Annotated in this window: 2 protein-coding genes; both read left to right on the top strand. The window is 72.1% G+C overall.

Features of this window, described 5'->3' with window-relative positions; all coding sequences use genetic code 11:
• Nucleotides 1-627 precede the first annotated feature (627 nt).
• Nucleotides 628-12,390, top strand: coding sequence for a non-ribosomal peptide synthetase (locus N5D62_RS13870; RefSeq protein ID WP_279758417.1), 11,763 nt, complete (start codon nt 628-630; stop codon nt 12,388-12,390).
• A complete protein-coding gene (locus N5D62_RS13865) occupies nt 12,387-22,874 on the top strand; it encodes a non-ribosomal peptide synthetase (protein WP_279758416.1) in 10,488 nt (3,495 codons plus the stop codon). Before N5D62_RS13870 ends, N5D62_RS13865 begins: the two co-directional genes overlap by 4 nt.

Here is a 22,874-nt window from a genome sequence, read left to right as displayed (position 1 = left end):
GGAAATTCAAGCGACCCGCAGCTGTCGCGCGATACGGGGACGAAGCCACTCAAAACCCACCCCCGTTGGTGGGATTGCGCACCCCATTCCGATGGCCGCCTTCGGATTATCCGAAGTGATTCTTCGGCACTGCTGGAATCACGCCGCGGCGTCACGACAACGTCACTTGACGGCGGAAGTCGGATCTCTAAGAATCGCCCCCAAACAATTGAATGGCGCCAACTCGGGATACTGCAACCGGCGACCGTTCATTCAGGGAAGCGAAGTTAAATGAAGTTCACCCCAGGCCCCCAGGGCCGCGGATGCCATGGCGTCCGCCCTCTCCCCTCTCGATCGCGACAGCCGGCGCGCGCCCTTGCGCGGCCCCTCTGTGCTGGCGTCGACAGCCTCCACGGTCTCCCGCAGCGTCGCGATTCAAACGTCGCGCCGGCTTGCCCACACTGAGCGGCCCCGCTGAGCCGGCTCGAGACCGGTAATCCCCATTTTTCGATATTCGCTGGGTAATCAGCGGATGGGCGTTCGCACGCCTGTTCATTGATCCACCGGGAATCCGATTTCATCCGCCACCCTATTTCGGGGACTGGTGAGATGGCGCTCGTCCAGATATTGGCCATATTCGAAAACGTCATGTCGATTCCCGCTGAAATCGTGTCCCCCGCTGGTATGCATTCGCTGAGCGTCGCCCAGCAGGAAATCCTTTTCCATCAGCTCCGGATTCCCCGATCGCCGCTGTACAACATCGGCGGCTACGTGGACCTGCGCCAGCCGATCGATTTCCCGCGGATGGCCGAGGCCTTCGGCCAAGTGCTGGTCACGCACCCGCAGCTGCTGCGGCGCGTGCGCTTCGTCGATGCCGCGCCGGCGATGGCCGACGTCCCCGACGCGCCGGTCTCCGGGCCGGCGGCGTTCCGCTTCGTCGACGTCAGCGCGGCACCGTCGCCCGAGGACGCCGCGCGCGACCTGCTGCGCGAGCTGTTCGAGCGCCCCTTCGACCTGGAGCGGGAATCGCTGTTCTCGGCCGGCCTGATCCGGCTGGACGCGTCGCGCCATTGGTACTTCACGATCGCGCACCACCTGCTGGTGGATGGCTGGGGCTTCGCGAACTGGCTGCGCGAGGTTTTCGGACGGCTGACCGGTGCCTGGCCGGGCTCGGTGGCGATGCCCACGTCCTTCCATGCGTTGGACGAGCAGGCACGGACGGCGGCGCAAGCGCATTGGCGCGACGAGTTGCTCTGCCCGCCGGAGTTGCTCTGCGCGCCCCTCGGCCACGCGCCGCGTGAGGGCCATGAGACCACCCGCCGCCTGACGCGCGACCTCGGCGCCGACGACTGGACCCGCCTGCAGGTGCTGTGCGAGGCCCGCGGCGTGACGCCATTCGCCTGGCTGCTCGCGGTCACGCACGCCACGTTCCAGCGCCTGCACGGCCGCGACGACGCGCTGTATGGCACGCCGATCCACAACCGCCGCGACGCGGTCAGCCGCAAGGCCATCGACCTGACGATGCAGGTCATGCCGCTGCGCGTGCGCGCCGGCAACGACGCGGGCATCAGCCGCATCGCCAGCGACATCGGCCGGACGCTGCGCCGCAACTATCGCCACGGCCGCTACCCGCTCAGCGCCATCCAGCAGGAGATGAACGACGCGGCACGTGGCGCCGCGCCGCGAGCCAGCGTGTTCGACGTCAACGTCAACTACCAGAAGCTGGACTTCGACTTCGCCGAGCTCGGCCTGCAAGCCGACACCCATTTCCTGCCCAACGGGCACGAACTCACGCCGCTGACGCTGACCTTCCGGGACTACGGCGCGGGCCAGCCGATCCAGCTGCAGCTGGACCACCACGTCGGCTACTTCACCGAGGCGTCCGCGGGCACGTTCCAGACCGCGTGGTTCCAGTTGCTGGCGCAGTCCCTGCAGGCGCCGGACGCCCCAGTGGCCGAGTTGGCATTGCTGACGAGCGAGCAGGAAGCGCTGCTGGCCACGTTCTCCGGCCTGGCCAAGGCCGGAACGGCCGAGGCGCTCCCGGCGCGCACGCTGGCCGACCGGGTCCGCCGCCATGCCCTCGAGCGCCCGCGCGCGCCGGCGGTCATCGACGACGACCGGCAACTCGACTTCGCCGCGCTGGAGCGCCTGTCCAACCGCGTGGCCCGCGCCTTGATCGACGCCGGCGTACGTCGCGGCGAGGTGGTGGGCTTCTGCCTCGAGCGGACCCACCTGCTGCCGGTGGCCGTGCTCGGCGTGATGAAGGCCGCGGCGGTCTACCTGCCGCTGACGCCCCAGATGCCGCCCGCGCGCATCGGCGAGGCGATGGTGGGCGCCAAGGCGCGCCTGCTGCTGGCCGACGCCGATACCCAGGCCCATGCCGACGCGGTCGGCGGCGACGGTACCGCCGTCCAGGTCCTGCGGATCGATCACCTCGTGTCCGGGGCGTATGAGGACCAGACCACGAGCGGGGGCAACGACGACTTGGCCGTGCCGTCGGCTGGGCAGGACGAGCTGGCGTACATCACCTTCACCTCGGGCACGACCGGCAAGCCCAAGGGCGTGCAGATCGCGCATCGCAACCTGGAGGCGATCGCCTCGGCCTGGGAGCAGGTCTACGACTTGCGCCCCGAGCGCGACCGGTGGCTTCAACTGGCCAACGCGAACTTCGATGTCTTCGCCGGCGACCTGTTGCGGTCGATCGGCACCGGCAACGCGCTGGTGATGTGCCCGCGGGACACGCTGCTGGATCCCGGTGCCCTGCTCGCGCACCTGCGTCGCCATCGGGTGACCGCCGCGGAGTTCGTGCCGGCGCTGCTGCGCGAGGTGGCCGCCTGGCCGCAGGACGGCGCGCACGGCCTGGCATCGATGCGGCTGGTCGTCGTCGGCTCCGACAGCTGGTACGCCGTCGATCACGCGCGGCTGCGCGCCGCTTGCGGACCCGTGCCTCGGATCATCAACACCTACGGCGTGACCGAGGCCGCCATCGACTCGAGCTATCACGAGCCTGACGACGCCGCGGCGCCCGCGGACGGCATGATGCCCATCGGCCGGCCCTTCCCCGGCATGCGCCTGCATGTCGTCGACGCGAGCTTGCGCGCGCTGCCTCCCGGCGTCACCGGCGAGCTCTGCATCGGCGGGCTCGGTGTCGGCCCCGGTTACCTCGAACGTCCCGAGCTCAACCGCGACAAGTTCGTCCCGGATCCGTGGGGCGCGCCCGGCGATCGCCTGTATCGCACCGGCGACCTCGCGCGGTGGCGCGACGACGGCGTGGTGGAGCTCTCCGGCCGGGCCGACCATCAGGTCAAGATCCGCGGCTTCCGCGTGGAACTGGGCGAGATCGAGACGGCCATCCAGCGCCTGTCCGGCGTCCATCAGGCCGTCGTGCACGCGTTCGCGTCGGGCAACGGCGAGCGGACGCTGGCGGCCTTCGTCGTCGCGGAACCGTCGCGACGCGCCCTGGGCATCCGCGCCGACCTCGCCGTCACCTTGCCGGATTACATGGTCCCCGCGACCGTGACCTGGCTCGAGGCGCTGCCGCGGACCGCCAACGGCAAGATCGATCGCGCCGCGCTGCCCCGCCCTACCCTGGGCGATGCCACGCTGCGCACGGCGCCGCGCGACGACACCGAACGCGCCGTCGCGCAGGTGTGGCAGGACGTGCTCGGACACGCGCACCTGCCGTCGATCGAGGACCGCTTCTTCGACATCGGCGGGCATTCCCTGCTGGCGATGCGCGTGGTGGCCGAGCTCCGGCGTCGGCTGCGCGCCGAGGTGCCGCTGGCGACGCTGTTCGAGGCCGCGACGCTGGCGGACTTCGCTGCCCGCGTGGCAGCCGCGCCGCCGGCGCCCGCCGCGATCTCCGCTCGTCCCGCGGGCAACAAGGCGCCGCTGTCGCATGCGCAGCAGCGCCTGTGGCTGATCGACCAGATGCATGGCGGGCACAGCCCGCACTACCACCTGCCGCTGGTGCTCGACCTGCGCGGGGAGCTGGACCTGCATCGCCTGCGGCGCGCGTTGACGCAGGTGGCGACCCGGCACGAGGTGCTGCGCGCCGTGGTGCGCGAGGAAGCGGGCCAGGCCTGGCAGGACGTGCAGGCGCCGACGCCCGTCGACCTGCAAGTGGCCGATCAAGGTCCCGGCCTGGATGACGAGGCCCTCGATGAGCTCATCGCGACCTTCGTCGACCAGCCGTTCGACCTCGCCGCCGCACCGCCCTGGCGCGCCCGGGTCTGGTCCCTGGCCGCCGACCATCACGTGCTGGCCGTGGTGATCCACCACATCGCCTCCGACGGCTGGTCCGCCGCCATCGCGGTCGACGAGTGGCGCCAGGCCTATGCCGACGACGGGCAGACGCCGCCCGCGCCGCTTGCCGTGCAGTACGGCGACTTCGCGTACTGGGACCGCCAGCCCGCGCGAGAGGCGGCGCGCGCGCGCGATCTCGCGTACTGGATGCGCCAGCTCGCGGACCTGCCGGCCGCGGATCCGCTGCCGTTGGATCGTCCGCGTCCCGCGCGGTCCGACGTCCGGGGCGCGGTCCATCACTCGCGGCTCGATGCCGCGACCTCCGCGCGGCTGGAGACCCTGCGCCGCAATTCGGGCGCCACGCTCTTCAGCGTCCTGCACGCCAGCCTGGCCCTGCTGATGGCCCGCGTGGGCGGCAGCCACGACATCGTGCTGGGCGCGCCGGTGGCGAATCGCCACAGCGCGGAACTCGAGCCGCTGATCGGCCTGTTCGTCAACACGCTGGTGCTGCGCGTGCCGGTCCGGCTGGACGAGGACTTTCCCACCTTGCTGGCGCGCTGCGGCCAGGTCGGCGCGCAGGCGCAGGCGCACCAGGACCTGCCCTTCGACGTGCTGGCCGACGCGATCGCGGCCTCGACGGGCCGCCATGAGCCGCTTTTCCGCGTGATGCTGTCGCTGCAGAACAACCGCCGGGCGTCCTTGGCTCTGCCCGGCCTGTCGGTGACAGCGCGCGAGCCGCAGCGGCGGACGACGCAGTTCGAGCTCTGCCTGGACGTGACCGAAGGCGAGGACGGTCTGCGCCTGTCGTGGGAGTACGCCACCGCCGTCTTCGACGCCGCCACGATCGCGGCCCTGGACCGTCAGCTGCATGGCCTGCTGGAAACGGCCCTGACGCTGCCCGGCACGCCGGTCGGCGACTGGCCGCTGGGCGGTACGTCGGAGGTGCGCGGGACGAGCGCGCCCGCGCCGGCCTCCGACATCACCATCGCTACCGCTGCCGCGCTCGATCCGACGGTCACGCCGACGGTCGAGAACGCCGTCCGCCCCCACGTCGACCCCACCACCGACACGGAACGGCTGCTGGCCTCGCTCTGGGAGGAGCTGCTGAAGCCCGGACGCGCCGTCTCCTGCGGCGACAACTTCTTCGCCCTCGGCGGCCATTCGCTGCTGGCCATGCGCCTGATGGCCCGGCTGCGCGAAAGCGGTCGCCAGGTCGCGGTCTCGGACCTGCTGGGCGCCGCCGACCTTGCGTCGCTGGCGCGGATCCTCGACGCACGCGACCAGTCGCCGCGGACCGTCTTCCAGGCGCCGCCCAACCTCATTCCCGAGGGCTGCGCGCGCATCGTCCCGTCGCTGCTCCCGCTGGTGGCGCTCGGCCAGGAAGAGATCGACCGCATCGTCGGCCGCGTGTCCGGCGGCGCGGCCAACATCCAGGACATCTATCCGCTGCTGCCGATGCAGGAGGGCCTGCTGTTCCTGCACATGGCCGCGCAGGGCTCGGGCGATCCCTACGTCACGCCCACCCTGCTGCGCCTGGCGGATCGCGCCGAAGCCGAGCGCTTCGTGCGCACGGTCCAGCAGATGGTGGACCGCCATGACGCGCTGCGCACGGCGGTGCTCTGGGAGGGACTCTCCCGGCCCGTCCAGGTCGTGTGGCGGCAGGCGCCGCTGTCGGTGAACTGGCGCGCGGCCGAGCCGGAAGAGGACGTCCTGGCGCGCATGCTGGCGAGTTGCCAGCAAGGCCGCCACGTGCTGCCGTTGCACGAGGCGCCGCTGATGCGGCTCGAGATCGCCGCCGAACCCAGCGGCGCGCACCTGGTGCTGCTCACGCACCACCACCTGATCTTCGACCACGTCGGCCTGGACCTGATCGACGCGGAATGGCGCCTGCACCAGGCGGGCCGGCAGGACGAACTGCCCGAGCCGGTGCCGCTGCGGGACTTCGTCGCGCAGGCGCTGCATCAACAGGAGACCGGCGACGCGACCGCGCATTTCCGCGCCGTGCTCGGCGATGTCGACACCCCGACCGCGCCCTTCGGGCTGCTGCACGCGCAAGGCGACGGCAGCGACATCACCCAGGCCGAACGCCCGCTGTCGCCGGCCCTGTCGGAACGGCTGCGGCAGGCCGCGCGACGCCGGGGCATGAGCCCCGCGGTGCTCTTCCACGTCGCCTGGTCGATGGTGCTGTCCGCCTGCGCGGGTCGTGACGACGTGGTGTTCGGCACCGTGCTGTCGGGCCGGCTGCGCGGCGCGGCCGGCATCGACGCCACCATGGGCCTGTTCATCAACACGCTGCCAGTGCGGGCGCGGCTCGCGGGCGTGGGTGCGGAGCAGGCGCTGTCGGCGATGAACATGGCGCTGCATGGACTGGTCGAGCACGAGCAGACCCCGCTGGCCCTGGCTCAGCGCTGCAGCGGCGTGACCGCGCCGACACCGTTGTTCAGCGCGGTGCTGAACTATCGCCACAGCGTGGCGCCGACTTCGGCGGACACCGGCGCCCTGCCGGTCATCGCCGGCGAGGAACGCACCAACTACCCGTTCACCCTGTCCGTGGACGACTTCGGACAGGACTTCACGCTGGTCATGCAGGTGGACGATCGCGTGGGCGCCGAGCGGCTGCTCGACGCCACGGCCACCGCGCTGGAGCAGCTGATCCAGGCGCTCGACACGGGGAGCCGCGACGCGTTGCTCGCCCTCGCCACGCTGCCCGCCGCGGAGCAGCAGCGCCTGGCGCGCTGGAACGACACGGCACGCGAGCTGCCGGGCGCGGACGAACTGGTCCACACGCTCTTCGACGCCCAGGTCGAACGCACGCCGCAAGCGATCGCGGTCAGCGCGGAGGACGGCACCCTCACCTACGCGGAACTCCAGGCGCGATCCAACCGCCTGGCCCAGGCACTGGCAGCGCGCGGCGCGGGTCCGGACCAACTGGTCGGCGTCTGCATGGAACGATCGGCGGACCTGGTGGTCGCGCTGCTGGGCGTGCTCAAGGCCGGCGCCGCCTACGTGCCGTTGGATCCCGATCTGCCGCCGGCCAGATTGGGCTGGATCCTGCGTGACGCGCGTCCCGCGCTCGTGCTCACCCAGCAGGCGATCGCCAGCCGCCTCGCCGACGCAACGGCCGTCGTCGACGCCGAAGCCGAAGCCGAAGCGAATGCCGGCGGCTCGCCGCCGCCCGAGGTTTTGGTCCTCGATGCCGTTCCGTTACGCGCGATGCTCGACGCGTTGCCGCCGGTCGCTCCCGCGCAGCCAGCGTTGGGTCCGCGTCATCTGGTCTATACGCTCTACACCTCGGGATCGACCGGCCGGCCCAAGGGCGTCATGAACGAACACGCCGGCGTGGTCAACCGGCTGCTGTGGATGCAGCGCGTCTTCGCGCTGGACGCCGACGACCGCGTCCTGCAGAAGACGCCGTTCGGATTCGATGTCTCGGTCTGGGAGTTCTTCTGGCCGCTGATCACCGGCGCGCGCGTGGTCATGGCGCGTCCCCAGGGACATCGCTCGCCCGACTACCTCGCGCGGCTGATCGACGAGCAAGGCATCACCACGCTGCACTTCGTGCCCTCGATGCTGCAGGCCTATCTCGACGGCGTGCCGGCGTCCACCGCCCATGCCTCGCTGCGTCTCGTCTTCTGCAGCGGCGAGGCGCTCGCGCCGGTCCAGCGGGATCGCTTCCTGCGCCGCTGGCCCCACGCCGGCCTGCACAACCTGTACGGGCCGACCGAGGCCGCCGTCGACGTGAGCTGGCACGCCTGCGTGCTGGGCTCGCCGCAGGGCACCGTGCCGATCGGCGCTCCCATCGACAACACCCGGCTGCACGTCCTGGATGCCCACGGCCGGCCCGTGCCCGTGGGCGTGCCCGGCGAGATCCACATCGCCGGCGTGCAGGTGGCGCGCGGCTACCTCAACCGGCCCGACCTGACCGCCGAGCGCTTCGTCCGCGACCCGTTCTCCACGGATCCCGCGGCGCGCATGTACCGCACCGGCGACCTGGGGCAATGGCGCGAGGACGGACAGATCGAGTACCTCGGCCGCAACGACTTCCAGGTGAAGCTGCGCGGCCAGCGCATCGAGCTCGGCGAGATCGAGGCTGCGCTGACCGCGCTGCCCGGCGTGCGCGAGGCGGTGACGGTGTTGCGCGAGGACTCGCCCGGGGATGCGCGGCTCGTGGCCTACCTCACGCTGACGGAAGCGGCGGCGCCGGACGCGGCGCATGCGACGGGCCACGACTGGGCCGCGAAGCTCGCGACACGGTTGCCGTCGTACATGGTGCCGGCCGCCTTCATCGTGCTCGAGGCGATGCCGCTGAGCGTCAACGGCAAGCTGGACCGCGCGGCCCTGCCCGCGCCCGTGGTCGGGTCACGCGGCAGGCACGTGCCGCCCGCCACGGCGGCTGAGCGCCTGCTGGCCACGCTGTGGGAGGAACTGCTGAGTCCGGGACGCCCGGTGTCCACGCGCGACAACTTCTTCGCGCTGGGCGGCCATTCCCTGCTGTCGCTGCGGCTGCTGTCGCGGCTGCGCGAGCACGGCGCCGACGTGTCCATCCACCAGATCCTGGAGGCAGCCGACCTCGGCGCGCTGGCTGGCGCGATGGAGGCTGCAGGCCCCGCGGCCGGCGCGGCCTTCCAGGCGCCGCCCAACCTCATCGCGCCGGGCTGTGCCCGCATCACGCCGGACATGCTGCCGCTGGTGACGCTGTCGCAGGACGAGATCGACCACATCGCGGCCCGCACCCCAGGAGGCGCGGCCAACATCCAGGACATCTACCCGCTGATGCCGCTGCAGGAAGGGATGCTCTTCCTGCACATGGCCGCCACGCAGCGCAGCGACCCGTATGTCACGCCGGTGCTGCTGGCCCTGGGCGGCCGCGAGGAGACCGAACGCTTCGCGCGGACCGTCCAGCACCTGGTGGCCCGCCACGACGCGCTGCGCACGGCGGTGCTGTGGGACGCGCTGCCCCAGCCGGTGCAGGTCGTGTGGCGCGAGGCGACGCTGTCGGTGACCTGGCGCCGCTTCGGGCCCGGTGAGGACGTGATGGCGCGCATGCGTGAGCTGTGCGCGCGCGAGCGCCAGTGGTTGCCGCTGGACGAGGCGCCGCTGATGCGGATGGAGATCGCGGAGCGCGAGGACGGGTCCCACCTGGTCGTCTTCAGCTGCCACCACCTGGTGTTCGACCACGTGGGGCTGGAGATCATCGACACCGAATGGCGGCTCCATGAGCAGGGGCGGCAGGACGAATTGCCCGTGCCGGTGCCCTACCGCGAGTTCGTCGCGGAGGCGCTGCACCGCCAGGCCGGCCCGGAGGCGGAGGCGTTCTTCCGCGCGCAGCTCGGCGACCTGGCGTCGCCGACCGCGCCCTTCGACCTGCTGGAGGTTCGGGGCGACGGCACGGACATCGCGCAGGCCGAGCGCGCGCTGGATCCGGCGCTGTCGAGGCGTCTGCGCGAAGCGGCGCGTGAGCGCGGGATCAGCCCCGCGGCGCTGTTCCACGTGGCCTGGGCGATGGTGCTGGCCACCTGCTCCGGACGCGACGACGTGGCCTTCGGGACCGTGCTGTCGGGACGGCTGCATGGCCGCTCGGGCGTGGAGTCCACGATGGGCCTGTTCATCAACACGCTGCCGGTGCGCGCCCGTCTCGCGCAGGCGAGCGCGGAAGAGGCCGTGGAGACCATGAGCGGCGTGCTCCGCGCGCTGGTGGCGCATGAGCAGGCCTCGCTCGCGCTGGCCCAGCGGTGCAGCGGGGTCGACGCGCGGCTGCCGTTGTTCAGCGCGTTGCTGAACTACCGCCACACCGCGCCCGCGTCGGCGTCGAGCGGGACCGGACTTCGGATCCTCGACGGCGAGGAGCGGACCAACTATCCGTTCTCGCTGTCGGTGGACGACCTCGGGCAGGACTTCGAGCTGGTCATGCAGACGGATGCCGAGGTCGGCGCGCCACGAATGCTGGACTTCGTCGTCGGGGCGCTGGAAGGCCTGACCCTGGCGCTGGAAAGCGCCGACCCGCGGCCCGTGCGCGCGCTGACGGCGCTGCCCGACAGCGAGGCGCGACTGCTGGCGCGCTGGAACGCCACTGAACGGGACCTGCCGGCCGATGGCCTGGTGCATCGCGCGATTGCCCGCGTGGCGGCGGCTCGCCCGGACGCGCCGGCGGTCATCGACGGCGAACTGCGTTGGAGCTACGCCGAGCTCGAGGCCCGCGCCCGCCACGTGGCACTGGCGCTGCGCCGCGTCGGCGTGCGCGCCGAGGACCGCGTGGCGGTCTGCGCACGACGCTCGCCCGAGCTCATCGCCGCGCTGCTGGGCGTGTGGAAGGCCGGTGGCGCGTACCTGCCGCTGGACCCCGGCTATCCCGCCGAGCGCCTGGCGCAGATGCTGGAAGACGCCGGACCTCGCGCCGTGCTGCGCCTGGGCGAGGTACCTGCCGCGGTGCGCGACTGGCCCGTGGCGAGCTTCGACCTGGCGGAACTGCTGGCTGACGGAGCGCTTGCAGATGACGCGCAGGCCGACGTCCGGAGCGCTGCACTGAGCGAAGACCAAGCCGATACGCAAGCCAAGGCGTCGGCGGATTCACCGGCCGATGCGCCAGCCCCTGCCCTGTCCGACGCGTCGAACGACGCGGTCCTCGCAGCATTCGAGCCTTGGTCGCTGGAGCCCGACCTGGCCGGCCCCGCGCCCTCGCGGCTGGCCTACGTCATGTACACCTCCGGCTCCACCGGCCGCCCCAAGGGCGTGATGGTCGAGCATCGCGGCCTGCTGAACTACGCGCTGGACGCCGCGCGCTGGTTCGACCTGGACGCCGACTCGGTGGTCCTGCAGCAGAACTCGCTGAACTTCGACCTCTCCATCGAGGAAATCGTCCCTGCCCTGCTGGCGGGCGCCGCGCTCACGCCAGGACGCGAGCCGCTGGGCACGCGCGAGCAGCCGGGCATCGCCTCGATGGTGCATCTCACCGCCGCGCACTGGCACACGCTGGTGGGCGAATGGAGTCAGGCTCCCGCGCGCGCGGCCGTGCAGCTGCGCGGCGTGCGCACCGTCAACGTCACCGGCGACGCGATCTCGCTGCACAAGCTGGCGCAGTGGGAGGCGCTGCTGGCGACGCTGTGGGACGAGCCTTCGCTGCGTCCCCGGCTGGTCAACACCTACGGTCCGACCGAGATCACGGTCTCGTGCAGCGCCGCCTACGTGCGCCATGCCGAGCAAGGCGCTCGCGTGAGCATCGGCCGGCCCTTCGCCAACACCCGGCTGTACGTGCTGGACGCGGCGATGTCGCCAGTGCCGGCAGGCGTGCCGGGCGAGCTGTGGGTCGGCGGCGTCGGCGTGGCGCGCGGTTACCTGAACCGCCCCGACCTCACCGCCGAGCGCTTCGTCACCGATCCCTCGGCCGGCAACTCCTCGGCCGGCAACTCCTCGGCCGACGGGTCCTCGGCCGACGGGTCCTTGACCGACGGGTCCTTGACCGACGGGTCCTTGACCGACGAGCCGCAGGCCCGCATGTACCGCACCGGCGACCTCGTGCGCTGGCGGCTGGACGGCGAGCTCGAGTTCATCGGACGAGCGGACTTCCAGGCCAAGGTGCGCGGATTCCGCGTCGAGCCTGGCGAGGTCGAGACCGTGTTGGCGCGCTGCGAAGGCGTGCGCGACGTCGTCGTAGTGGTCCGCGGCAGCGATGCGCATGAGAAGGCGCTGGTGGCCTACCACGTCGGCGAGGCCGACGAGGCCACCGTCGCCGCGCATGCCAGGCGCCATCTGCCCGAGCACCTCGTGCCCGCGGCCTTCATGCGCCTGCCCCAGCTGCCCACCTCCCCGAACGGCAAGCTTGATCGCGGTGCACTGCCCGCGCCGACACAGGCCGACGCGGCGACCTCCACGCCGCCCGAAGGCGCCGATGAACGCCAGCTCGCCTCGATCTGGCGCGACCTGCTCGGCGTCGACGCGATCGGGCGCGAGCACGACTTCTTCCTGCTGGGCGGTCATTCGTTGCTGGCCATGCGCCTGCTCACGCGGATCCGCACCGCGATGGGCGCCGAACTGCCGCTGGACACGCTGTTCACCGCGAGCACCTTGCAGGCCCAGGCCGCCGCCATCACGCAAGCCCGGACGACGGCCCGCCTCTCCGACCGGCTCGCCGCGCGCGCCGACGACATGAACGAAGGATTCTTCCTGTGACGCTCCACGACCTGCTGCGCGAGCTCGACGCCCGCGATGTCGCCATCGGCCTGCGTGAGGACCGGCTCTTCATCGGCGCGCGGCCGGAGACCCTCGGTGCCAAACTGATGGACCAGCTCCGCGCGCACAAGGCGGCGCTGGAATCTCATTTCCGCATGCGCGCCGGCCAGGCCGAAGCGATCCCGGCATTGCCCCGGGACCGCGAGGACTGGCCCTTGTCCTTCGGCCAGCGGCAGCTGTGGCTCATCGACGGACTGGGCGGTGGACGGAGCCTGGAGTACCACATGCCGGTGGCGCTGACGCTTACGGGCGAGCTCGACGACGCGCGGCTGGAGGCCGCGCTGCGGGAGGTGGTGCGGCGCCACGAGGTGCTGCGCACGGTGTACGCGGAGGTGGACGGTGAGCCGGTTCAGCGCGTGCGCGGGGATGAGTCCTTCGCGCTGGAACGCGAGGACGTGCCGGTGGACGCCGGTGATGTCGACAACGGGGAGCGTGCTACCGCGGTGGGCAAGACCGCGCAGCGGGACGCCCCGACGCACGGCGCTTCCACGCACGAAGCCGCGGTACGCGAAGCCGCGGTACGCGAGGCGGCGATACGCTCAGCGGTGGCCCGCGTCGTTGACGAGCCCTTCGCGCTGTCGTCCGCGCTGCCGATCCGCGCGCGGCTGCTGCGGCTGTCCCCGCGAGAGCACGTCCTCGTGGTGGTGCTGCATCACATCGCCAGTGACGGTTGGTCCACCGGCGTGCTGGTGCGCGACTTCCTGGCCGCCTACGACGCGCTGGGGCGCGACGAGGCGCCCGCGTGGCCGGTGCTGCCCATCCAGTACACCGACTACGCGGCCTGGCAGCACGGCGCGACGCAGCAGGCGCGGCTGCAAGACCAGTTGACCTACTGGACACGGCAACTCGCGCAGCTGCCCGAGATCCACGGTCTGGCGTTGGACCGGCCGCGCCCGGCCCGCCGGCGCCATCACGGTGCCGCGCTGCGCACCACGCTCGATAGCGGGCTCACCGGCGCGCTCGAAGCGCTGTGCCGCGCTCGCGGCGCGACGCTGTTCATGGGACTGCACGCGGTGTTCTCCGCGCTGCTGGCGCGCTTCAGCGGCGAGTCCGACATCGTCGTGGGCACGCCCAGCGCCAACCGCGAGCGGCCCGAACTGGCCGATCTCATCGGCTTCTTCGTCAACACGCTCGTGCTGCGGGTCCGCGTGGACGGCGAGCAGGACTTCGAAGCCCTGCTGGCGCAGAGCCGGCGCACCGTGCTGGAGGCACAAGCGCATCAAGCTTTGCCCTTCGAGCGGCTGGTTCAAGCGCTGCGTCCAGCCCGCTCGCTGAGCCACTCGCCGTTGTTCCAGATCCTGCTGGCGATGCAGGAGGACGATCAAGCGCCCGCCCAGCTGGACGGGGTCCAGGTGGACGCGCTGGAGGTGCCGGTGGAATCGGCGCAGTTCGACCTGGCGCTCGAGGCGAGTCGCGGCGCGGACGGCGCGCTGGAACTGCTGTGGCGTTACGACACCGACCTCTTCGACGAGGCGAGCATCCAGGGCTTCGCCCAGGGGTTGCGTTGGCTCGCGGCCGCGGCGGTGCAGACCCCGGACCGTGCGATTCAATCGCTCGCGCTTGTGTCTCCGCAGGAGCGCCAGGCGTTGCTGGCGCTGGGCCAGGCGCGCGTTGCGCCCACGCCGGTTCAGGGATCGCTGGCGCAGCGATTCCTGGCGCAGGCCGCGCGCACGCCCGAAGCGGTGGCGCTGGTGGACGGCCAACGGCAGTGGCGATACGACGAACTGGCAAAGGCCAGCGCCGCGCTGGCGAACCGACTTCACGCGAGCGGAGTCCGTCGCGGTGACCGGGTGGGCGTCTTCATGTCGCGCTCGGCGCACGTGGTGGTGGCGCTGCTGGCGGTGCTGCGGCGCGGCGCGGCCTACGTGCCGCTGGACGCGATGTACCCAGACGAGCGCGTGGCCGGCATCCTCGAGGACGCGCAAGTGCGCACGGTGGTCGCGGACGCGGTCACCGCTCCGCGCCTGGGCGAACGTGATCACGTCCGAGCCGACGTGGATCTCGACATCGACATCAACCTCGATACCCGCACTGACGCCAACGCCAACGCCAACGCCAAGGGTGGAGCTCGTGCCAACGGCGATGGCGAAGCCAATTCCGACGTTGGGACGACTGCGGGAGCCGACGGTGATTGGGCTTCCGACGAAGTCGACGCAGGCCCAGAAGATCTCGCGTATCTGATCTACACCTCGGGCTCGACGGGCCAGCCCAAGGGCGTGATGGTCACGCACGCCAACGTGCTGCGGCTGTTCGAGCGCACCGACTCCGTGTTCCGCTTCGGGGCTGGCGACGTGTGGGCGCTGTTCCACTCCTTCGCTTTCGACTTCTCCGTCTGGGAGATGTGGGGCGCGCTGCTGCATGGCGCACGCCTCGTGGTGGTCGACCACGAGGCGGCGCGCTCCACGCCGCTGTTCCATGCCCTGGTGGCCGAGCACGGCGTGACCGTGCTCAACCAGACGCCCTCGGCCTTCCAGGCCTTCATGGAGGAGGACCGCCGCTCGCCGCGCGCGCTGGCGCTGCGGCTGGTGATCTTCGGCGGGGAGGCGTTGGACCTGCGTCGTCTGGTCCCGTGGTTCGAACGCCACGGCGAGCGCGCGCGGCTGGTCAACATGTACGGCATCACCGAAACCACGGTGCATGTCACGCATCGCGACGTGACGCCGGGCGACGCGCTAGGCGAGAGCGGCAGCGTCATCGGCCGCGCCATCGAGGACCTGAGCCTGTGGGTGCTGGACGCGGCCAGTGAGCCCGTGCCGCGCGGCGTCGTGGGCGAGTTGTGCGTGGGCGGACCCGGCGTGGCGCGCGGTTACTGGCGCCGCCCCGAGCTCAGCGCGCAGCGGTTCGTGGCGCACCCGGCGCTGCCGGAGTCACAGCGGCTGTACCGCTCCGGCGACTTGGCGCGGCTGCGCCACGACGGCGAACTGGAGTACCTCGGACGCGGCGACCATCAGCTCAAGATCCGCGGCTTCCGCATCGAGGCGGGCGAGATCGAAGCCCTGCTGCGCGGGATGGATGGCATCGAGGACGCTTGCGTGCTGGGCGTGCCGCGGGTGCGTCCGACGCGGCTGGCCGCTTACGTGGTGATGAGCGAAGCGCATCAGGCGTCCGCTGCGTACAAGGCCTCCGAGGTGCTCGACGCCGCCGCGATTCGCGACGCACTGGCGCGGCAATTGCCCGAGTACATGGTGCCGGCCACCGTCACGCGCGTGGCCGCCTGGCCGCTGACGACCAACGGCAAGCTGGATGTCGCGGCGCTGCCCGCGCCCGAGCTTGAAGAGAACGCGCATGAGCCGCCCATCGGCGAGCGCGAAGAGATGCTCGCGGAGGTCTGGCGCGAGGAGCTGGAGTTGCCCCGCGTCGGCCGCGGTGACAACTTCTTCCAACGCGGCGGTCACTCGCTGCTGCTGGTGCGCATGGCCGCGCGGCTGCGCGAGCGCGGTTGGCTGCTGGACCTGAGCAGCGTCTACGCCGCTCGCACGCTCGCGGAGATGGCGGCCTCGCTGCGGCCCGCGACGGCCGCGACGCCAGCGGATGGTTCGACCTTTGCGACCGGCGAGGTGGACGGCGGCATCGATGGCCGTACCCACGGCGCCGATGGTCTCGATCGCGCGCTTGACGGTGCCGGCGCCTCGGCGATCCCGCCGGGCTGCGAGCACATCACTCCCGAGATGGTTCCACTGGCGGCACTGGAGCGGGGCGAGCTGGACCGCCTCGTGTCGCGCGTTCCCGGTGGCGCTGCCGTCATCGAGGACATTTACCCGCTGACACCGCTTCAGACCGGCATGCTCGTGCAGCACACGCTGCAGGACACCGGTGACGTGTACCTGAACCGCGCGGTCTTTGCCTTCGACGAGCACGCCCTGATGCAGCGATTCCTCGCTGCGTTCCAGCGCGTCGTGGATCGCCATCCGATCCTGCGCACGGCCTTCCACTGGGAAGCACTGGATCGGCCGCAGCAGGTCGTGATGCGCCACGCGGTCGTGCCGGTCGTCGAGCTCCAGAGCGACCAGCACGATGAGACCCTCGAAACGCTGGAAGCCGCCAGCGACCCGCACCAGCTGCGTCTGGACCTGACCGCCGCGCCGCTGCTGCGCGCCTGGACGATTCACGACGCCGCGTCCGACCGCTGGCTGCTCGCGCTGGTCGACCACCACCTGATCTCCGACAACTACACGCTGCAGCTCATCGCCGACGAGATCCGGCGCCAGCTCGACGGCCAGCCGCTGTCCCCTCGGGTCTGGCCTTACTCCCGCCAGGTGGCTCGCGCACTGGCGGTGGACGCCGCGGCGCAGGAGCAGCACTTTCGCGATGCCATCGGACCGATGGAGGCCCCGACCGCGCCCTACGGGCTACTCGACGTGCAGTGCCGCGCCGAGGACATCGGCCAAGCCGAACTCACGCTCGATGCCGAGCGTTCCGCGCGGCTGCGTCAAGCGGCACGCCGGCTCTCGGTCTCGCCCGCCGCGCTCTTCCACGTCGCTTTCGCGGCTCTGGTGGCGCGCACCAGCGCCACGCCCGATGCCGTGATCGGCACCGTCGTCTCGGGTCGCCAGGGCAACGAGCCCGGCCTGTCCGAGGCCATGGGCTTGTTCATCAACACGCTGCCGTTGCGCGTCGCCCTGCACGGGCACACGCTGGACCAGGCGGTCACGCAGACCGCGGCCGGCTTGGCCGCGCTGATGCGCCACGAGCAAGCCACGCTGGAGACGGTGCGCCGGGCCACCGGGCTGGAGGCCTCGCTCCCGCTGTTCACCGCGCTGCTGAACTACCGCCACGCCAACCTGCTAGGTCCGCGCGGCGCGGACACCCAAGCCGATCTGTGGCCGGGCGTGCACCTGCTGCGCAGCGAGGAACGCACGAACTTCCCGCTTGCCGTGTCCGTGGACGACGACGGCCAAGGTTTCCTCCTGACCGTGCAGGCGCTGCATGCGATCGACCCCGCGCGCGTGACCGCGCACCTGGACTGCGCGCTGACGCACCTGCTGGAGGGAATGGAGACAGCCGACGCGGGCGCCGGCACGCCGGCGCTGCTGCCGGTGCTCACGCAGGCGCAGCGCGCCGCGTGCCTCGCCGCCACCGACCGCGCGCCAGCCCCGGCGGACTGGGACGAGTCGGCCACCGCCGTGCACCAACTGTTCGAACGCCAGGCCCGCCTGCGCCCGAACGCGACGGCCCTTCGCTTCGAGGGGACCTCGGTCGACTACGCCGACCTCAACGTCCGCGCGGATCGCGTCGCCGCCCTGCTGCACCGTCACGGCGCCTCCACCGACGAGCCGATCGCCGTCTGCGCCACCCGTGGCGTCGCGCAGATCGTCGCGCTGCTCGCGGTGCTCAAGTCCGGCGCGCCTTACCTGCCGATGGATCCGGCGTATCCGGCCGAGCGCCTGCGCTTGCTGCTCGACGACGCGCGCCCACGCCTCATCGTGACGGACGCGGCGGGTGACGAGGCGCTCGCCGGGCTACTGCCCAACGAGCCTGTCGGAGGCCTTGAGCACCTGTCGCTGCGGACCTTGGCGGACTTGACGCCGGCCGGACAACGCGATCCCTCGAGCGCCGCTGCCGCCAGCAACCTCGACGCTCGCGCCAACGCCAACTCCAACGCCCGCGTCGATGACCGCATCAGCACCGACGCCGAAGCCACCGTTGACCGCGAGCCCCCCCTCCGCGCCGTGCAGGCTCGGGACCTGGCGTATGTCATCTACACCTCCGGCTCCACCGGCCGCCCCAAGGGCGTCATGGTGTCGCACGGCGCGCTGCTGAACCACCTGCGCTGGCAGATCCGCGAATTCGCCATCGACGCACACGACGCCGTGCTGCAACGCACGCCGATGTCCTTCGACGCCTCGGTCTGGGAGCTGTGGACCCCGCTGGCGACCGGCGCGCGGCTGGTCCTCGTCCCGGAACGCAGCGTCCGGGAACCGGCCCAGCTGACCGCGCTGATCCGCTCGGAGTCCGTCAGCATCGCGCAGTTCGTCCCCAGCCTGCTGGAGGCCCTGCTGCCGCCTGCCGGCGACCCGCCGCCCTTCCAATGCCGGCTGCTCTTCTGCGGCGGCGAAGCGCTGAGCCCCGCGCTGGCGACCCGCGCCCGCGCGCTCGCCACCGACGCGCTCGTCAACCTCTACGGCCCGACCGAGACCTGCATCGACGCCACGTTCTGGCGCTGCGCCGACGACGCTTCCGGCAGCGTGCCGATCGGCCGGCCCATCGACCACACCGTCCTCGCCGTGCTGGATGCGGCGGGCGATCCGGTGCCGCCTGGCGCCGAAGGCGAGCTCCACATCGGCGGCGCCGGCCTGGCGCGCGGCTACCTGCATCGCCCCGACCTGACCGCGGAGCGCTTCATCGAGATTGGCCAGCCGCCGGTCCGCTTCTACCGGACCGGTGACCGGGTGCGCGAGCGCGCCGACGGCGCCCTGCTCTTCCTGGGCCGCAATGACCGCCAGGTGAAGGTCAACGGCATCCGGCTGGAGCTCGGCGAAGTCGAGGACCAACTGCGCGCGCTGCCCGGCGTCCGCCAGGCCGCCGCCGAATGCATCGCCCAACCCGACGGACCGTCCGTCCTGGTCGGCTACCTGTGCCTCGATCCCGACGATGCGCCGGAAGCCGGTGACGACATGCAGCAGACCGGAGACACCGCCGAGGAGCACTTGCGGGAGATCCTCGCCAGCCGCCTGCCGGCCGCGCTCGTGCCGGCGCATCTCCTGGTGCTCGACCAACTGCCACTGCTCCCGAACGGCAAGCTCGACCGTGCCCGTCTGCCACGCCCCGCGCGCGCGCAGGCCCGGCCCGAGGCCGAACAGGCGACGCCCCGTTCCCCGCTGGAACAGGCGATCGCCGAGACCTGGGCGGAGCTCCTCGGCCTGGCCGCCGTTTCGCGCGACGACCACTTCTTCCGCCTGGGCGGGCAATCGCTGCAGGCGATCCGCGTCGTCGCGCGCCTGGCCGCGCGGGGCATTCCCTGCTCCGTGGCTCAGCTGTACGCGCACCCGACGCCGGCCGCCTTGGCCCGCGTGCTGGACGATGCACTGGACAGCGCGCCAGCGGCGGAGCGTCCGGAGGCGCCCGGCATGGACGGCAATGGCGGCCTGCCCGACGCCGCCGTCGCCCGGCTGGTCGCCAGCCTGCCCGGCGGCCAGGACAACGTGCAGGAGATCCTGCCCCTGACCGGCCTGCAGGAAGGGCTGCTCTACCACCACCTGGCCGACCAGCAAGGCGATGCCTACCTGCTCCAGACGGTGCTGGCCTTCGACGGCCCCGAGCGCCTGGAGGCCTACCTCGGCGCGCTGCGGCGAGTGATCGCCCGTCACGACGCGCTGCGCACCTCGGTGCACTGGGAGCATCTCCCGCACCCCGTGCAGGTCGTGCACCGGCAGGTGGACCTGGTCGTCGAGCCGGTGACCGACCTGCAGGCCGGCGACGCCGCCGACCAGTTGCGCGCCCGTTTCCATCCGGCCCATTGCCGGCTCGACATCACCGCGTCCCCGCTGGTGCGCATCTGGACGGCGTTCGATCCGGAACGGGGCCGCTGGCTCGCGTTGCTGCTCGCGCATCACCTGGTGCTGGACCACTCGACGCTGGCCATCGTGATGGACGAGGTCGGCGCCATCCTCGCAGGACGCGAGGCCGAGCTGCCGCCGTCCCTGCCCTACCGCGACCTGGTGGCCGCGGCCCGCGATGCGGCGGCGGACTCCGTCGAGCGCGCGCGGACCTTCGACGAGCTCCTGGGCGAGGTGACGGAGCCGACCCTGCCGCTGGGCCTGCCCGCCGAGGTCGACGACATCGGCGACCTGCGGGTCGCGACCGCGCCGCTGGACGCGGCACTCGACACGCGCCTGCGCGGCGCCGCGATCGACGCCGGCGTCAGTGCCGGCACGCTCTTCCACCTCGCCTGGGCGCGCGTCCTCGCCACCCTGGCGGACCGCGACGACGTCGTGTTCGGCACGGTCCTGATCGGCCGCACCCGCTCGACGCTGGCGGACGCCACAGCGGTCGGCCTCATGGTCAACACGCTGCCGCTGCATGTGCAGCTGTCGGGACGCAGCGTGCGCGAGGCCCTCTCCCAAGTGCAGGCGCGCCTGACCGGGCTGCTGGCGCATGACCTGACGCCGCTGGCCGAAGCGCGCCGCCACAGCCGCGTGCCGGCGCAGACACCGCTGTTCTCCGCGCTGTTCAACTACCGGCACTCGGCCGACAACGGCATCCGGGACCGGGAGATGGCCGGCATCGCGGCGCTGTCCTCCGACGAGTTCAGCAACTACCCGCTCAACGTCGACATCGACGACCACGGCCCCCGCGTCGCGGGCGAGGACGGCGGCGGATGGTCGCTGACCGTGCAGGTCGCGCGACCGCACGACCCCGCGATGATCCTCGCGCTGCTGCGCACCGCGCTGGAGTCGCTGGTGACGGCGATGGCGCAAGGCGGGGCCGGCCTGGTCACCGACCTGGCCATCCTGCCCGAGGCGATGGCCTCGCGCATCGTCGCGCAGGGCACGGGCGAGTCGCTCCCGGTCGAGCCGGGCGGCCTGTACGCCCGCATCGGCCGGCAGGCGCGCGTGCGCCCAACGGCGACCGCGCTGGTCGACGGCGACCGGACCTTCAGCTACGCCGAGCTGGACGCGATGACCGGCCGGATCGCCGCGAACCTGGCGTCCTTGGGCCTCGGCCGCGGCGACCGGATCGCCCTGCGCCTGCCGCGCGGCTGGCGCCTGCCCGCGGCGATGCTGGGGATCCTGCGCGCCGGCGCGGCCTACGTCCCGCTGGACGCGGACCTGCCGGACGAGCGCCTGGCCTTCGTGCTGCAGGACGCCAGGCCGGCCGCGGTCGTGCTCGCCGACGAGGCGGACGGCTCGCCCGTGACCGGACCGCTCGCGACGCTGAACCGCCTGAGCATCGACCGGCTGCTGGACGAGCCGGCCGCGGCCGCCGCTGCGTTGCCGGACGACGCGTCGCTGGCGCGCGAACTGGCCTATGTCGTCTACACCTCCGGCTCGACCGGCATGCCCCGCGGCGTGGAGGTCGAGCACCTGGGGATGCAGCACCGCGTCGAGGGCTGGATCCGCCGCTTCGGCTTCGACGAGCAGCCGCCGCGCGTGCTGCAGATGGCGCGCATGTCGGTCGACATCTGCCTGGGCGACCTGCTCAAGGCGCTGAGCACCGGCGGCACCGTGGTGCTGTGCCCGGAGGAGCACCTGCTCGACGCGGCCCTGCTGTTCGAGCTGCTGGACCGCTCGCAGGCGAGCTTCGGCGACTTCGTGCCCGCGGTCCTGCGCGAGCTCACCCGCCATGCGCGAAGCACCGGCCAGACGCTGCGGCACCTGCGCCAGGTGATGGTCGGCTCGGAAGCCTGGTACGGCGCGGACCTGGACGCCCTGCGCGCGGTGCTGCCGCCGTCGGCGCGTTGCTACAACGTCTACGGCCAGACCGAATCGGTGGTCGACGTGAGCATCTGCGACGTGACCGCCCTGGCGGTGGAACGCGCGGAGGTGGTACCGATCGGGGACCCGCTGGCCAACACGCAGCTGCTGGTGCTGGACCGGCGCGGCGCGGTGCTGCCCTGGGGCGTGACCGGCGAACTGCACATCGGCGGACCTGGCCTGGCGCGCGGCTACTGCAACCTGCCCGAGCAGACCGCGGCCCGTTTCCTGGAAGCCGCGCCGGGCGCGCGACCCGGGCGGCTGTACCGCACCGGCGACCTGGCCCGGCTGATGCCCGACGGCGGCATGGACTTCCTGGGCCGGGCGGACAGCCAGGTGAAGATCCGCGGCTTCCGCGTCGAGCTGCAGGAGGTCGAGGCCGCCCTGCTGGCGCTGCCGCAGGTGCGATGCGCGGCGGTGGTCGCGCATGAGCGGGCGCCGGGCGACCGGCAACTGGTCGCGCACGTGGAGCTGCTGCCGGCCGCCGCGGCGCGCGACGACGCCACGCCGCGCGCGATCCGGCAGGCCCTGCGCGACCGGCTGCCCGAGCACATGGTGCCGACCGTGGTGATGCTGTCGCCGCAGCTGCCCCAGCTGGCGAGCGGCAAGGTCGACCGCAGGTCGCTGCCCCCGCCCGAGCAGGACACCCGCGACGACGGCGGCCCGCCGGCCACCCCGACCGAGGCGCAGGTCTCCGCGCTCTGGCGCGAGCTGCTGCGGCTGGACTTCGAGCCGCAGCGCAACGCCGACTTCTTCGACATCGGCGGCCATTCGCTGGTCGCGGCGCGCTTCGTCACCCAGTGCCGGGAGCGCCTCGGACTGGCGCCGGCGATCCGGGACGTCTTCACGCAACGGACCGTCGCCCAGATCGCGGCGGTGATCGACCTGGCGCGGACGCTGGCGCCGGCCGCGGGCGAGCCCGCCGCCGGATCCGGCCCGCGCGTCGGCCCCGACGGCCGGGACGACGACGGCCCCGCGCACGACGAGGCCCTGACGGTGACCGAGTGGTGA

Origin of the sequence: Mitsuaria sp. GD03876 (genome assembly GCF_029840635.1) — a bacterium.
Lineage (GTDB): Bacteria > Pseudomonadota > Gammaproteobacteria > Burkholderiales > Burkholderiaceae_C > Roseateles.
The sequence above is the reverse complement of the archived record's forward strand: the minus strand, read 5'-3'. Positions and strand labels throughout refer to the sequence as shown.

Coding starts and splice junctions, on each gene's coding strand:
- N5D62_RS13870 (WP_279758417.1), top strand. CDS start 628: ATGTCGATTCCCGCTGAAATCGTGTCCCCCGCTGGTATGCATTCGCTG.